Here is a 14671-nt window from a genome sequence, read left to right on the forward strand (position 1 = left end):
TTAAAGGTTTTATTTTATTAATAAAAAGGGCATGAGGGTCTAACTTTAATCCTTCAAGTAATTGAAGAAAACTCGCAACCCTCGTGATTCTGCCTCCGAAATTGAAAGTGTCACACAACATGGTTTGTTTTTAAGAATTTGATATTCGTCGGATATCGTAAGCGTACTCGTGGAGTAGTCTTATCCCTCCTATCAGACAACTTATTATCTTTTATTCGTTGATTTCACCACACTTTCCAGAAATTCTGGTGCTGCTCCCACACATCATTAAGAATCTCATTTATTGGCTTGTATGCAAGATCGGAGGCAACATGGCCTTCACACAGCGGAGGTCTCGAGTTCGAATCTCAAAGAGCCCATTATTTCATCTATTTTACGAAATTAAGGCCAAACTCCGCAAATTCATCTTTAGGCGCTCAAAAATCACTTTACCGAACAAACGCGACGCATTAATACCGCTTTCTTTCAGATACTCGTAGTTCTCAGGGTCGATTGTGATCCGTAACAATTTTCTAATCCTCCGAATTTTGCCCGGTTTTCGCTTTCCTCCTTTTTTCATGCCCTTCTTCTCCTGTAGCTGCATGTAGTGTCATGATCGGGAGAATATTGGGATGATCTCATAGAAAGAAGGAGAAAGGAACTTTTTTATGCAATAAACAGGTTTCGCTTCCCAATGAGACTGCAAGCCCCAAACAACAGCACATCAAAAAGGTCACCGTATCTATTCTTCGTATTGGTCTACGCTCTTTCTATTCCGCTCTGGGTGCTCAATGTCATTTATCCGATAAAGCTTCCCGTGGATAATCTTCCCGTGACGGACATCGTGGCCACGTTTACCCCAATGATAGCAGCATCCATCCTCGTGTACCGGGAAGAGAACCTTTCAGGGGTAAAAAATCTCTTGAAAAGAGCCTTCGATTATGAGAGGATCACGAAAAAAGTCTGGTATGTTCCCATCATCTTCTTGATGCCGTTTATCTACGTGCTGACCTACGTGATAATGCGTCTCTTCGGGCTGCCGGTCCCGACTGTCTGGATCCCGCCCCTTTTTACACCGTTTCTCTTTATTGCGCTCTTCTTTGCCGCTGCAGGTGAAGAACTCGGCTATACAGGATACGTCACCGATCCGATGCAGGCCCGGTACACCGCACTGACAGCCAGCCTCATCATCGGGTTGATCCATGCGGTATGGCATTTCCCATCGGCGATTTCAATTGGTTACACTCTGGGGCTTTATATATGGGGAGTAATTGTACTGGGCGTTACTTTCCGGATTCTGACCGTCTGGCTCTATAACAACGCTGGAAAAAGTGTCTTTGCAGCAATACTCTTTCATGCCGTGACCAATACCGGAAGGAGCATATTTCCCGGTAGCCGTTCAGCTTTCGAACTGTACGACGGGGCTATCGGCTACGGGCTCATTGCTATCACGACCGTGATCGTGGTGTACTTGTGGGGATCAAAGACGTTGGCGCGATTCAGGTATACCCATAGAGCAGATTAGGCAGGGCTGGAACGAATCGATCGAGAGACTCGCCGAGCATCTGGCGGAAGTTATTACAGGATCAGTATCCTGCCCCATCTCAACCCACATACGTCTTATTAACAGGGGAAGTAAATCAGGGATCTCCCATGAACATTTCAAAACCCCTTTCACACTGCACGTGAAGACTCTGTACCACGTACCATGAACGATAGAACACCCTATTCAGACCGGGAGATCATCAACAGCTGGGCGGTTGCCGAGATCGGTCCCGGCATCTCCCGCGTCCTCTCCGCGAAAGGACTGATGCGGCCGGACGCGGACAGGTGCATCGGCTTCTTCTACGTCGATCACGAGGAGGGGATCACTTTCCGCATCCATTCCCTCTGCCGGACCGGGGCCGGAAAGCCGCCGGAAATCGTGGTGAACTTCGAGAACCACGGCGAAGGCCTCATACTCTCCTCCGATGAAGTCGAGGCGTATACGCTCCTGTCGAACGACGAAGCGAACCGCCTCTCGCTGCTCGAAGAACAGCGATGGCTCATCTACTACGAACCGGAAGCGCTCCAGGCAGTAAGAAAGAGGGTTGACCTCGACAGGTTCAGGGCTCCGGGGTGCTTCGACGACGTATCGGTGATCCTTGTCTCGAAAGACCGCGAAACAATCCCCGAAGGCGTCTGGGTCCGCCTGGAAGGCCAGTCGGACGACGGCGCGTCGTTGCGGGGAACGCTCCTGAACGAACCCTATTCGGATTTTGGCGTGCACGAAGGGGAGATGGTCACGGTGACCTTCGCCGAGGACGAGGAAGGGCGGTTCCTGGTCGCAGAAGTAGAATTCCGGTGAGGGGGACTTCCTCCTCCGGACGGCCGGAACCGGGGGACCATCCGGGAGAGTGTATCTCCTGCGGGGGTGCCTCTGCTGCAGGAGGCGAAGGAGAACAAACGAGAAGACTTCGCTCTCTTTACCCCGGTTACCGGATCGCGATCCTGTAGCCGATGTATCCTCCCACAAGCGCCCCTACAAATCCGCTGAACAGGAATCCGGTAATTTCACCGGAACCCAGGATGCCCATGAGTGAGGCGATGCCGAAGAGTGCTCCTATGAGTGCAACGGTTGTCCGCCTGAGCATTGGTAAGAACGCCTTGTACTCAAGAGCAGAAACGGCAATCGGAACGGTAAGGAAGGTTCTTCAGGTGTTTGATGGTGCGAAGCGAAACGCTGCTACCGTGCCTACTTCCTCAATTTCAAGCGATAGTCCTTCTTTGAAGCGATCCCATCGAGAATCCGATGAAGAGCCTTCGACCTCGCCCTGACGTCAAGCCCCCCGGACTCTTCTCCGGCCCGGGCCAGCGCTTCCTCGAGTTCTTCAAGTTCCAGAACGGTCGCCGCGATACAGTAGTAACTCTTCGAACGGCCTTCGTTGAAGTTGTCGAGCATCTCCCTGAGCAACAACGCCCGCCGCTCCTGTACCTCTTGAAATTCGGCTACACCGTGCCGGGAGATAAACGAGAGATCCTCCTCGAGCGTCCGGTAGCATTTGAAAGAATCGCGTACTTTACCGGCTTCCCGGTGATTCTTCCACTTTTCGCACGTCCCGCTCACCTCGCACTCCCAGCAGAACTCGATCCCCTTTCTCTTAACGGCGCATGTGATGAACGGGCAACCGACAGCCATCCTGGTCGAACTCTTGCAACCGAAGCATCTGCTCTCTGCGTCGGTGTTGTACATGGGGCAGAGCCGACAGGAGAGCCCGCAGATGCCGATATCAGGATACGCGATATGCATGATCGTTGTTATCTGCGATAGCCTGCCGGATATCTCTTATGGTTGCAGGAGTTCCGTGAACTCAACCGGGGCTGTGCCCGGCCTGAATTTCCGGCCGGGCGTCCCACTGTGCATTCCCGGATCTCACAACGCTTCGATGACGTTCTCGACCACGGACTCGAGATCTCCGCCCGAGCACGCGACGGTGAGATCGGCATACCTCTCGTAGAGCGGAATCCGCTCGTCGTACATCCCGCGGAGACTCTGGCCTGGAAGGAGGAGTATCCCCCGGGTCGTGATGTTTTTGAGCCTCGCCTCCATCTCCGCATACGGGATCTCCAGGTATACGACCAGCCCTTCTGACTTCAGGTGCGCCATCGCGGCCTCGCTGCAGACCACGCTGCCGCCTGTCGCGATCACCGCACGGCGGGGGTGAAGGGAGAGGATCGTCTCTTCCTCGATCCGCTTGAACACATCCGGCCCGTCCCCATCGAGGATCTCCTGCAGCATCCTCCCGGTCCGTTCCTGCATCAGGATATCCGTATCGATGAACGGCATACCGAGCGTTTTCGCAAGGATGACGCCCACGGTGCTCTTCCCTGCACCGGGCATGCCGATGAGGACGATGTTTCGGTGGTGATGCATACTGCTCCCGTGACCCGATGGAGAGAAGGGCCCTTTGCTGATACCCAGGTGGGATTCCGGCAGGGATGAAGGTTTTGCCCGGGAAACGGTGCTCCTACCCGGGTCATGCCCGTATTGCGGAACAGGCAGCAGGGTAGTTTGAGCAGAGTCTCAGGGTGCTCTGACACTCTTCGTACTCACGAAGACGACGATAACCCCGATAACGAGGGCGATCAACCCGGCTCCCGCCCATAACGGAGACGGGCCGACAATCTCCTCACAGTTTGCGATACAGAGTATGGGACGCATCCGAAGGATTCCCGTACCCTGCAGGAACCATAAGAGGCCAAGGAATCCGATAAATGCGCCGATGAGTGCGCCGACAATCTGTCTTGCTTTCATGCTCGACCGGACGCCATCTGCGGCGCCGGCAGAGATAATCCCTCCGTCCGGCGGATCAGGATCCCGTTCGACACCACCCGGGCATGCAGAGAGGGATCAGCGGGGTGAAGCGCCGGCCTCCTCCCCACGACGGCCGGTCACTTCGTCGATCGCTTCCGCAAGCGTTGCCGCGGAGGTCGCCCTCATCTCGACTCCCGCCGCCTCAAGCGCGTAGCCTGCCGCCCTCCCTGAGAGCGAATGGTGCACGAAGACCACGTCAATCTCGTGCTCGAGCAGCATCTCCGCCACCTGTCCACCCTTCCGCTTCTCCACATCCACAAACGGGTTGGAGATAGTGTCCTGCAACTCGAAGCGGTTATGCTCGACGTCATGGTCGAGGATCGCGAAATACGGCGCTTCACCGAAGTGATCGCTGATCGAACCCTCCCGGTTCTGCAGCGGCACCGCATACCGTAGATGCGTCTTCTTCCGGGGTTCATAGTGGATGATGACCCGTTCGACGTTCTGAACCCGGAGTTGTATATCCTGCTCGATGCGCTCGCTCTCCCGGTGCGCCTTCTCAAAATCCGATTCCGCCATCTCGACCATCGCCTCCACGAAGATGTAGCGCCCGGAGTTGCGGCCCGTGATACTCTTGATGCTGCTCACCTTCGGATCCGAGAGGATGATGGTGCGGATCTCGTTGAGCGTGTCGTAATTGACCGAGGCATCCAGGAGGGTCTTCATGCTGTCTTTCAGGATCCCCCACCCCGACCGGATGATAAAGATGGCGACGATGACGGCTGCGATCCGATCCAGGGGTATACCGAAGAACTGCCCAAGGAGCGCAAAGAAGACAACCGAGGAGGAGAGGACATCCACCCGGTGCTGCCTACCGTCCGCGATCAGGCTCGGGGAGTTGTACTTCTCTCCTACGTTCACCTCGTAGGTGCCGAGGATGTAGGGCACCGGGATGAAAGCGGCAACGGCGAGGAGAACCCACCCGCTGTAGGGCTGGGCGGCGGCATCGCCCGTCACCGCCTCCGCCGCGATCTCGAAGGCGGTGAAGAAGATGAGGAGGGCAATGGCTACCGAGACGACGTTCTCAATCTTGTAGAGCCCGTACGGGAAATCCGGCGCCTGCGTGAGGAGAGATACACCCCCGCGATCAGCGCAACCGAGGCGACGACATCCACGAACGAGTGGATGCCGTCCGCACGGAGGGCAAGGCTGCCGGAATAGACCGAGAGGGCCAGTTTCGCGACGACAGCCCGGCGTTGACGGCAAGCGAGAGAAAGGCGACACGCAGGATGACGGACTCCGGCGTACGATCGGGCCCCATCGTCTTCTGCACCGTTTCCTGCATACCCCTTCGTGCATTCCTTGGCGTGGTGCTTCTATTAATCTAACCATTATAGCCCATTTACCCTGCCGGTGCCAGGCGGGCCGCTTCAGCACCTGTCGCTCTCTGCATCACCAGTCGAGGATATCGGGCTCTCCTTCAAGATAGTCCTGCAGATTCTCGACGATATCCTGCCGCGTCGTGGCGGCGTCGAGCATCCGCATGACGCCCATCTGCGGCGATGCGTAGATCCCTTTCCAGAAGTATTCGTCATACCCGTCCCGGTTGCGATACGCGAGGATCGGTCTCTCCGGCGAGAAGAGTGCACGCCTGCCGCCCGTGTTCCCGCGTGCATCGAGGAATATCCAGCGGCCGTCCACGTAGACCGCGTTGTAGCAGTGGACGCAGTAGCCGAGCGAGTCGTCGTCCGCAAGGGTGATGCGCTGGTAGCAGAACCCGGCGGCGATCCCGATCCCGCGGAGCAGTGAGCGACTGGCGGGAGCGTCAGCGCCCAGCAGGAGCTGGAGAAAATGCAAAGCATTTTCGACCCGCGAACAGGTTTGCCTTGGAATGGCAGATCCCTGTCCCCCTGGCGAGTACGTCGGAGGCTCCCGACGTTATGATGTCTGAACCGATATCGAAACAGTGCGGAATCCCGTCACGGACGAACTCGTATGCGATTCTCACCCGTTCAAGAGGGCTATCGGTTCCCGTGAACAGTTCCCCGGCCTTCGCCCGGATGATCGGGGACGAGTAATCGACGTAGGGATGTTCTTCCAGAAAGATGCTCAGATCTGCCATGCGCGAGAGAGCAACAGGATTTCCAGATGCTCAGTATTGCATTGGTTTTGGGCCGATTTAAGCCTCCTTCCGGCGGTTATTCTGCAGGGTTCCGCCGGAGAGCGTAGACCAGGACTCTTTACAGGGGAAGAAAGTCTATGTATGAGAGTTACCTTCACTCTTCCATGGAAGAACGGCCTTTAAAGGTCCTGGTCATCATGGGCAGCGCCCGGAAGGCAAATACCTACCGTGCGGCGGAGCGGATCCGCGAGATCCTCGAGGAGAGCGCACCGGTTGACTGGGAGTACGTCATGCTCAAGGACGTCGGCCTGGAGCAGTGCCGCGGGTGCTACACCTGTTTCGACCGGGGGGAGGAGTTCTGCCCCATCAAGGACGATTCGGCCCTCCTGGAAGAGAAGATGCATGCCGCGGACGGGGTGATCTTCGCCACCCCGGTGTACGGGTTCCAGGTCTCGGGGCTGATGAAGGTCTTCATCGACCGCCACTCCTACATCTTCCACCGCCCCGGTTCTTCCGGCAGAAGGCGCTGCTTCTCGCGACCGTCGGGGTGATGGGGGATAAGGACGTGCTGGACTACCTCAATGCGGTGGCCCGCATCTGGGGCTTCGAGGTCGTCGCCCGGGCGGGGATCTTCTCCCACGCGCAGATGGGCCCTCTCCCCGCCTACCGGCTGCGGGAGAACGAAGAGAAACTGCAGGCGGCGGCAACGGCCTTTCTCACCGCGCTCCGGAGGGAAACGCCGAGAAGGCCCGGGTTCTTCGACGTGATGGCGTTCCACATCGGGCGGGCGCCCTGCGGCGAGCTGGGCGAATCGGCTCCCGCGGACCACACCTACTGGAAGGAGCAGGGGTGGCTCGAGAAGGGGAGGCGCTACTACGTGGACGTTCCGGTCAATCCGGTCTACCATGCGTTGGGCGTGGTGGCGGAGTGGTACCTGCGGCGGCGGGTGCGGAGGGATCTGAGAGAAGTGGGGTGAAGGGGAGGCGGGAGTATATATTGCCAAAAATATGGGGTCAAACACCAAATAGGATCTCTTTGAAGTTCTCTTCAGAGCATAATGTCTCCTTTTTCGTCTTTAACATAGCAAGATGTGCCTCATGTTCGATTTTTACTAAGTTAAATACAGATTCAAGGGAGTGGAAAGTATATTCGTAATTTTCACGGATTTCTCTCACTAAATCAATAACTGAGTGATAGTAGGAGTGCGCATTCTCCAAGAGTGGTGAAACGTATCGAATCTGCTCACCTTTGTGGGTAATAAGATTTCTAGCCCGATATATTCTTTGCAGTTGCCATCTTACTCTTTGATTATGGAGATCGATGGTTTCATAGACCATATGTGCTGAAGAAGTCTTCTCCATTAGAGAGAAAATGCGATTTATTAGCAGCGGGTTGCGCCCGATTATTGCATAGAGTTCATCCCGCAAAGGTTCATTTTCAGCCTTTAGTGCCACTAATAGCGCACACTTTTCAAATTTTGAATAACCCGAAGGCATCTTTGAAAATACCACGTTTAAATCATTTCCAGATATGTTTAGATGTAGGGAGCGAAGGAGATCGTTAATTAACTTTTGAATGTATTTACGTCCAAGAAGGGGTTCAAACGCATCGGCAAACTGTAATATCCTTTGCCTCTGATCAGTCGGAGGAGGGAGCAGAGTTTCCATAGCAGTCCAGATATTCATCAACTGATTTTCGGCTGTCTTTGACTGAACAGAACATGCATGCAGATTTAAGGAGTTATAAATGAGGTAACTGGAAATGCCATCAGCATTTCTGAAAAGAGATGCCATCTCATCTATAGTACTCTGAAGTTGCCTCAATTCAGTATCTCGAATTTTCATCATTGGCGATACGGCAGGTGCTACAGGTATGGCATGACCCTCATCTGAATACGCCAAGCCGCGAGACTCCCATGACAGCTGCTCTTTGTGCGTCTTGTATGTCACTAGGTTGCTAATTAAAACGAAAAACCGTTCTGCGATCAACCTCGCATGAAACGGATCAAGAGCATCAATGTTCTTAAAGCTCATAAATATTTGATTATCTCTTTTATTTCTGATGAATTTTGACTCGTATGCATTCATGTGGGGAGAGATAGGTATTTCCTCGAGAATTTCACATTCAGTACCCACTTTCGCTTGATCTAAATTCCTGAATTGTTCGTCTACTCTGAATAAGACCACCCACTTTTTTCTATCACCAGAAAATTTGCTTAGGAATTCATTAACCTGATCAACGGTTTCAATCGGTGCACCAGAAAAAAAGAAACGTCTTGTTTCGCGAAATAGATACTGTTGAGAGTACCCTAGATGCTGCAACTCAGAAATAAAAGTGCATGCTAAAAAATTAATCTTTTTCTTCTCATCTCCGCCAGATATATGCGATAAAAGGCTTCTCTTAACCGCATCTAAATAATATACATCAAAAATTTGATTTAGTGTTTCCACCTCCGAGAATACTTTTCGGGTTGGGATCTTTGCTTCCGAATTACTGTCATTGCTCTGAGCAGGTTTACTGGACACTTGAGGCGGGGCTCCTTTTACGACCTTGTAGCTGTTTAATCTCTCAATAACCTTTGGATAGCGCAATCCCAAAATTTCCTTTCCTACAAAATCATTTTTCAAATTCCATGTTAACTCCTCCAAGATCGGATTTGCCGCTTTTGGCTGAAGGAATCCTGTTTCAACTTCAGATAGTACAACAAGTAACTCCGAACATAGGGCATGGGTATTAAATATTGGAGCCTTATAGGAGTCAATGGTGTAATCAAACAGCATTTCTTCCAAAAGTTGAGCGAAAAAGAGCAAATTATCCAAGTCTGGGTTGGAACTCCAATTTTCAATTTGAGGTTTTCGCATGTAAGAACACGAAATTTATATAACTTTGTAGGAATATATAAAGCATCGTTTTTAGAGGTAGAATCCTAAAACGTTATATTGATTGAATTAATTTCTTTGATCAAGAGAGGTTAACTCCACAGACAGAATAGACCTATTACCAGTTCTCATAGCTTACCTGTTCAACGTGTACAATTGACCGGATTTACCCTCTATGATACTGCGACAAGGTGAGAGACACGGACATCTGTTTAAATCCAAGTCGAGAGATCGTCCCAAAAAGATCTCCGAATCTTCGGTATATCCTAATCGAAGCACTTAAATCCTAGGAATCTACCATCTGAGCTCATATCCTAGGCAGGGTGGATGAAACGGCTTCCCATTGGGTATCATCACTCGGAGGAGAGTCCGGGAGGGGGACACCGCCTCCCGGTAACGGCGTTTTTGGGACAATCTTAGTCATACAAGATTTGTCCTAGGCGTGTAATTTTAGGGCAACTTTTTGAGTTTTGGGTTGACACTGTAAAAGCATATCAACGCTATTTATTACACCACATCACAATTCTCGATTATGGCAAATGGTGATTATATAGAACAATTGAATTCAGTGATAATAGCGATCATGTTTTTCGGATTTATCTTCGGGCTTTCTTTAGGGCTAGGAGTAAAAATACCAACAGAAGGGGATATACTGATAATCATTTATGATGGAGTATCTGAAACAGTATCTTCTTCATCAATAAATAGTAATCAAGCTAGCGAAGATCTTCAATCGATTGGGGGTACTGTAAGGTTTGTTGCATTTCTGCTATTCGTTATCCCAATAATTCTTGCAATCGTTTTGTGGCCTTGGGGCATCGTACTACTTATTGACTCAGTTATTGCAGGATGGTCTTTGGGACTTTGGGCAACCAATCAAGCCATGATACTAATGTATCTTGGTGTTGTGTCCCTGTCTGCGATGCCACTGATAGCAATATTAATACAGAATTCCAGAAGATGGAGAGATTCCGAAAATTCTTACTATTGAGAATTGTCAAGGACTAACAGGGCTTCACATTAATTTCCCTATGCTTCAGCGCAACGATTTCATGGGTAATCTGGAACCTTTGCGCGAAAAACACTACTTGTTATCGAGGGACAGTACTCGATCGTTTCATCCCACCGCGGCAAAGCTGCCCCCTATATCAGAACAAATCAAAATCCTCAAAATCCTCAAAACCCCTCCCCCTTCCGCAGCCTAACAACAACCCCGCTCCCGCGTTCCACAACAACAATCCTCTCCATGATCTCCTCCCTCAATCCCCCGGGAAGCCGCTCCGCCTGCCACTCCCGCTCCGCAGTAACATTCGCCACGGCGTTCGCCGGGTCCGCCGCCGCGACGGCTTTCAAAGCGTAATAAGCCCCCCCGAAGGCATGCTGGGGAACATGAGCGGTCGCCACCGCCTGGCCCGCGGCACGGGCGGCAAAGCAGGCCGCGTCGTTTCCCTTCGCGTCGCGGGCGGCGGCATGGGCGGCAAGCGAAGCCCCGCGGATCTCGGCCATCCTGAACACGCCCGTCCGGACCCACGTCCTGCCCGTCTCGATCGCGCTTCGCGGCCGGTCGTCCTCCGGGTATGCCGCTTCAAAGAGCGGGAGCACCCGCTCGGCGCAGTCCGCCGCCCAGGTTGCCATCGTCGTCTGGTTGTCTCTGCTGTACTTCTTCACGAACAGGTAGTATAAACTTCCAGTATTTTGAGTATTGAGATTCCACGGGGAAGGCTACGTCAACCTATGCTGACATAGCACCGACACACCTCTTCTAAGTCAACTTGCGTTGACTTACACGGACCCCCTCACCCACAAGCACCGCAACGTAGAACAAGCGGGCCCTCCTAAAGGGCACCCGATCCCCACGGCCGACAGGGCAGCAAAGGAGTGATGTGGTGGCGCACGAAGGTTTCACCAGGCAACACCGCCGGCTCGGGAGAGTCGCGGCCCGGGCCGTCTTCTTCCTCCTCGTTGCATACGCGGTTACGCTGGTCCTCGGGCTCTAATAGAAAGGCTGAGTTAGTACAAAGGAGATAACGAAATTAAGAATTAACACAAAAAATGGTTTCCTGAAAGTCAATCAATGATTGCCGGACAAAAGTTTCTTTGGGTGAACCTCCAAACAGTCTTCAACTCGTTTTAAATCTCTATAGTTAATAGGGTGCAAAGAGCAGTAATCTACCACCATGAATTCTATAGCTCTATTTACTATCTTGGGGGAATCACTGGCACGATGTTTTCTTTCAAGCTCCTTTATCTGTAGATTCTTATTGTACTCCATATAAATTCCATGTTTTATCAGGAAAGATGCAGGAGTATTAACTTCATCACAAACATTAGTAGCAATTCCAGTTAATTTGTCAGAACCAAGTGAGTGAACAATTTTGTGGATAATTCCATACATGATAAGAAAGTTAAAATTCCAAAATATTTTTCGTGCAGTTTTCCTCCTCAGTTCTTCGTCTAAGAATTTATTTGAATCTCCACTTCCTTCTAGATAACTCAATCTTTTCGATATATAATCCACCACCTCTTCTTGTTTGTCTCCACTTTTCATTAATTCGAAGAACGAAGACAACATTCTCAGGTGAACGTCCATACCATCCCCAAATATTTTCTGAAGTTTGACTTTTTCCAGAGAACCCGCTCGGTTCCGGATAATACATCCCATGACTTCTACGGTTTTAATAGCCTTCCTAAAGTCTCTTGTAAAGATATCGTTTTCCTCGCTGTGCTCTTCCTGAGACACTTCTTCATGAGACTGTTCCAATTCATCTTGAATCTTTAATCTTTCTGTCCGCTCCATTTCAGGAGTTACATTTCCAGGCGGTAGAACCGCCTTAACGATGTTGTGCGCCTGTTCATCAAAGAACCTTACCTCGTCTTTCATCAGCGTCGCTGGTTCAAAGCCATTAAATAGGGATGAGGCAACTCTTTCGATTTCATCGAGGATTCTAAGGGTTTTAGAATGATGAGTCAGAAAGACTGCAATGTAAGCATTTTCATCTACATGAAGATTATTTAATACAGCACATATCTCCTCCATCCCAGTTGGCTCCTCAATGTGCTCAGAAAGAGCTTTGGCAGCAAAGAAGTAATAAAAACAGGGATATTTGAATGAGTAATTTCCAAAACTATCCTGTGATACAATTTCACTTAAATTGGCAATTAAGATCTCTTGTTCCACTGGAAGGTTGTAGATATCCGAATACAATTTCATAAAAGAGAGAAATCCGTCGGAGTCTAGTTCCTCCAATTTTCCTTTACGCATGTGCGAAGCGAGCCGGGTTAAGAAATTAACGTAGATATCAATCTCGTCTTCTCTTACACCACGTTTCCTTAAGTAATAGTATATAAATGCCTGGTAACAATAGCCTTGTGAAGTAATATCACGATCAAGTGGCAATGCAAGTGTTTCATAGGTTACTATAGTAGACAAAACGAAAAACGGATATGCAGGCAATACCCCTTTACCTATGTTTCGCCCTAAAGTGATATTTAGAAGTTCTACATTTTTATCAATGCTCTTGTAATCAATTACAGCATCATTGTCGCTTAAACCAATCCATTTTTTTACTAGTTCGTATATAAGGGATGGTTTGAGTTCTTTTATTCTGAAAGTCGTAAACGAAGAAATAAGTGTTTTATCTTTGAGATTCAACCCAAAGATATCATCACCAACAACAATGCAATAGCGGTATTTGAGTAGATCTGCTATATGCTTCTCCTTCCCCTTAACACGATGAAAATCGTCTAGTATCGGTACTATCCGATCTACTCCAATTTCTCTCTCATCAATATCGATATACTGCTCATGAAGCGATTTCGAAATAATGTTATCTATCTTACCCGGAAAGACATATTTTTCGTTAGATAAGTAAACAGGGATAAAATTCAAACTTCGCAGCTCGCAAAATATCTTTTTACACAGGGTCGTTTTGCCGGACTGATCCTCTCCAGCGACAATAATCCTTCTATCTGTGAAGAGAATATTTAAGAGTTCATTGGAATTTATCGTTTCCTTACCTTCCTTTAAATTATTGAATTTATCCAATTTGACGTCAATATAGACGTCATCTAAGGAAACGTTCTCTTTCTTAGGATGTGCTTTTGTTAACATTTCTGCATCGTGTAAGAAAGATCGAAAATCATCGCTGATAATTAATTGCCTTATTTTCAGTTCTTTTTCAATTACTCTCTTTAACCCCCCGTAAACATCCTGCCACGCGGTTCTTTTATCCTTAAATTCCGAAACGGGTTTTCCATCTGTTGGCAAAACTAACAAGGGAGAAATGTCAGGATCATCTTCCCATCCACATGGAGACAAAATAACAGAAATAACCTGAACACCCTTCATTTTTCTTAACTCTAATGCCTTCTTTTTCTCACCTCTGCATTCCCCTGAATTTAAAAAATCTGACGAGACAAACAAACACACGATATCTGCGTCTTCTAAATGGTGATTAATCATTTCGTGAAGATCTTCACCAGGTACTATTAAGCGATCGTACCAAACGTCTACTAAACCATTCTCTTTGAGTGGAGCAATATGCTTTATAAAGTCCTCAATATACTGTTCTTCAGCAGTGTTGTTCTGATGAGAGTAACTAATAAAAATCTTCAACCCTGATTTTTGTTCTAAGCAATTTTCCCCGAGAATTAATTTTTTTGACCCGAATGACTTGGTATTATCTCCCATCAGCATTTCCTCTTAAAAAGGCCTAGATACGGTTATATCCCTTAGATGATATAAAAGAATTCCGAAAAGCCTCTTCTCATAGAATACTGTTTAGTATTTATTCGAATGGAGAAGAGAGGCACAAGGCTTTTTCCCGTAATGAGGTCAGGTATATCTGCCAAATCTCTGTTCCTGTGAGGAAAGGAAAATTGATAAATTCAGCAGCACGCCCCCCCTTTCATAGAGTCGTTCTCTGTCATCTTCCCGCCCGTTCCATTCCTGCACCAATACCTCACTGAGCCTCGCGGGGCTCGCGGGCATGCCGCTTGCCGACTGAGTCGCCGGAATATCGGCATCCTGAGCTACGTCGGGGTCAGTCTCGTGGTATTCCCCTGCTGGGGATTGTCTTAGGGCGTGCCAGCGAGAGCCAAGAAGAGACTGACTGAGATCTGGTTCGTGGTCGGAGACCTGTGTCCAAACAGCCCATACAGCGGTATTGTAGAGCCCGAATCTCAGAGAGCCCATCCTGACTCGCCAGGCATATCCACTGACCTGCGTTTTAGGTTCGACATAATACTGGAGAGCATATACAGTTTACCCCAACTCTCCGGCATAGGAGGTACACTCATAGTGTTTAACACGGCCAGGATAGACAAAATATTTATATCAACCTGTTAATCCCGCAATCAGCCCATAAGAAGGGGGCCTGGGTTATGAATCCGGTTAAG

At 49.6% G+C, this 14671-nt stretch carries 16 protein-coding genes; 6 read left to right on the forward strand and 10 right to left on the reverse strand.

Features of this window, described 5'->3' with window-relative positions:
- Positions 1-673: 673 nt before the first annotated feature.
- Positions 674-1504: a CPBP family intramembrane glutamic endopeptidase gene (locus tag MCUHO_RS08630; protein WP_067076904.1), complete on the forward strand. Its 831-nt coding sequence runs from the start codon at positions 674-676 to the stop codon at positions 1502-1504.
- Between the two features lie 183 nt (positions 1505-1687).
- Entirely contained in the window at positions 1688-2326 is a 639-nt protein-coding gene (locus tag MCUHO_RS08635; protein WP_067076909.1) for a hypothetical protein, read from the forward strand.
- A gap of 127 nt (positions 2327-2453) precedes the next feature.
- On the opposite strand, the gene MCUHO_RS12785 is transcribed toward MCUHO_RS08635, so the two are convergent.
- From MCUHO_RS12785 to MCUHO_RS12995, 7 genes are all read right to left on the reverse strand, one after another.
- The gene (locus MCUHO_RS12785; RefSeq protein WP_161485892.1) at positions 2454-2612 is read right to left on the reverse strand and encodes a hypothetical protein; all 159 of its coding nucleotides are present in this window, start codon (positions 2610-2612) and stop codon (positions 2454-2456) included.
- A 101-nt stretch (positions 2613-2713) separates the two neighbouring features.
- Positions 2714-3268, reverse strand: coding sequence for a DUF3795 domain-containing protein (locus MCUHO_RS08640; RefSeq protein ID WP_067076913.1), 555 nt, complete (start codon positions 3266-3268; stop codon positions 2714-2716).
- 123 nt (positions 3269-3391) lie between these two features.
- The gene (locus MCUHO_RS08645; RefSeq protein WP_067076918.1) at positions 3392-3892 is read right to left on the reverse strand and encodes a shikimate kinase; all 501 of its coding nucleotides are present in this window, start codon (positions 3890-3892) and stop codon (positions 3392-3394) included.
- A 477-nt stretch (positions 3893-4369) separates the two neighbouring features.
- Positions 4370-5362 (reverse strand): cation diffusion facilitator family transporter, encoded by a 993-nt coding sequence (locus MCUHO_RS13115; RefSeq protein ID WP_394328829.1) that lies wholly within the window; start codon positions 5360-5362, stop codon positions 4370-4372.
- Positions 5341-5508, reverse strand: coding sequence for a cation transporter (locus MCUHO_RS13170; protein WP_394328830.1), 168 nt, complete (start codon positions 5506-5508; stop codon positions 5341-5343). The genes MCUHO_RS13115 and MCUHO_RS13170 overlap by 22 nt, the downstream gene beginning before the upstream one ends.
- 217 nt (positions 5509-5725) lie before the next feature.
- The gene (locus MCUHO_RS12990) at positions 5726-6130 is read right to left on the reverse strand and encodes a hypothetical protein (RefSeq protein ID WP_235808219.1); all 405 of its coding nucleotides are present in this window, start codon (positions 6128-6130) and stop codon (positions 5726-5728) included.
- Complete coding sequence (locus tag MCUHO_RS12995) at positions 6099-6395, reverse strand: transglutaminase-like domain-containing protein (RefSeq protein ID WP_235808220.1); 297 nt, start codon at positions 6393-6395, stop codon at positions 6099-6101. Before MCUHO_RS12995 ends, MCUHO_RS12990 begins: the two co-directional genes overlap by 32 nt.
- Before the next feature lie 137 nt (positions 6396-6532).
- On the opposite strand from MCUHO_RS12995, the gene MCUHO_RS13000 reads away from it, so the two are divergent.
- Both MCUHO_RS13000 and MCUHO_RS13005 read left to right on the forward strand, forming a co-directional pair.
- Complete coding sequence (locus MCUHO_RS13000; protein WP_235808221.1) at positions 6533-6946, forward strand: flavodoxin family protein; 414 nt, start codon at positions 6533-6535, stop codon at positions 6944-6946.
- On the forward strand, positions 6946-7371 hold the full coding sequence (locus MCUHO_RS13005; protein WP_235808222.1) for a hypothetical protein: 426 nt from the start codon (positions 6946-6948) through the stop codon (positions 7369-7371). Before MCUHO_RS13000 ends, MCUHO_RS13005 begins: the two co-directional genes overlap by 1 nt.
- A gap of 37 nt (positions 7372-7408) precedes the next feature.
- On the opposite strand, the gene MCUHO_RS12635 is transcribed toward MCUHO_RS13005, so the two are convergent.
- Positions 7409-9256, reverse strand: coding sequence for a hypothetical protein (locus MCUHO_RS12635; protein ID WP_153020025.1), 1848 nt, complete (start codon positions 9254-9256; stop codon positions 7409-7411).
- A 550-nt stretch (positions 9257-9806) separates the two neighbouring features.
- Here MCUHO_RS12635 and MCUHO_RS12640 point away from each other — a divergent pair.
- The gene (locus MCUHO_RS12640; protein WP_153020026.1) at positions 9807-10265 is read left to right on the forward strand and encodes a hypothetical protein; all 459 of its coding nucleotides are present in this window, start codon (positions 9807-9809) and stop codon (positions 10263-10265) included.
- Between the two features lie 185 nt (positions 10266-10450).
- Here MCUHO_RS12640 and MCUHO_RS08675 read toward each other — a convergent pair whose 3' ends face one another.
- Together MCUHO_RS08675 and MCUHO_RS08680 are read right to left on the reverse strand one after the other, a co-directional pair.
- Positions 10451-10942, reverse strand: a complete 492-nt coding sequence (locus tag MCUHO_RS08675) for a putative immunity protein (protein WP_067076929.1) — start codon at positions 10940-10942, stop codon at positions 10451-10453.
- Between the two features lie 403 nt (positions 10943-11345).
- Positions 11346-13964 carry an NACHT domain-containing protein gene (locus MCUHO_RS08680; protein ID WP_084386018.1) on the reverse strand — a complete coding sequence of 873 codons (2619 nt, stop codon included), beginning with the start codon at positions 13962-13964 and terminating at the stop codon, positions 11346-11348.
- Positions 13965-14357: 393 nt separating this feature from the next.
- Here MCUHO_RS08680 and MCUHO_RS12645 point away from each other — a divergent pair, with 393 nt between their 5' ends.
- Complete coding sequence (locus tag MCUHO_RS12645) at positions 14358-14621, forward strand: hypothetical protein (protein ID WP_153020027.1); 264 nt, start codon at positions 14358-14360, stop codon at positions 14619-14621.
- Positions 14622-14671 lie beyond the last annotated feature (50 nt).

It is taken from the genome of Methanoculleus horonobensis (genome assembly GCF_001602375.1).
Taxonomy (GTDB): Archaea; Halobacteriota; Methanomicrobia; order Methanomicrobiales; family Methanoculleaceae; genus Methanoculleus; species Methanoculleus horonobensis.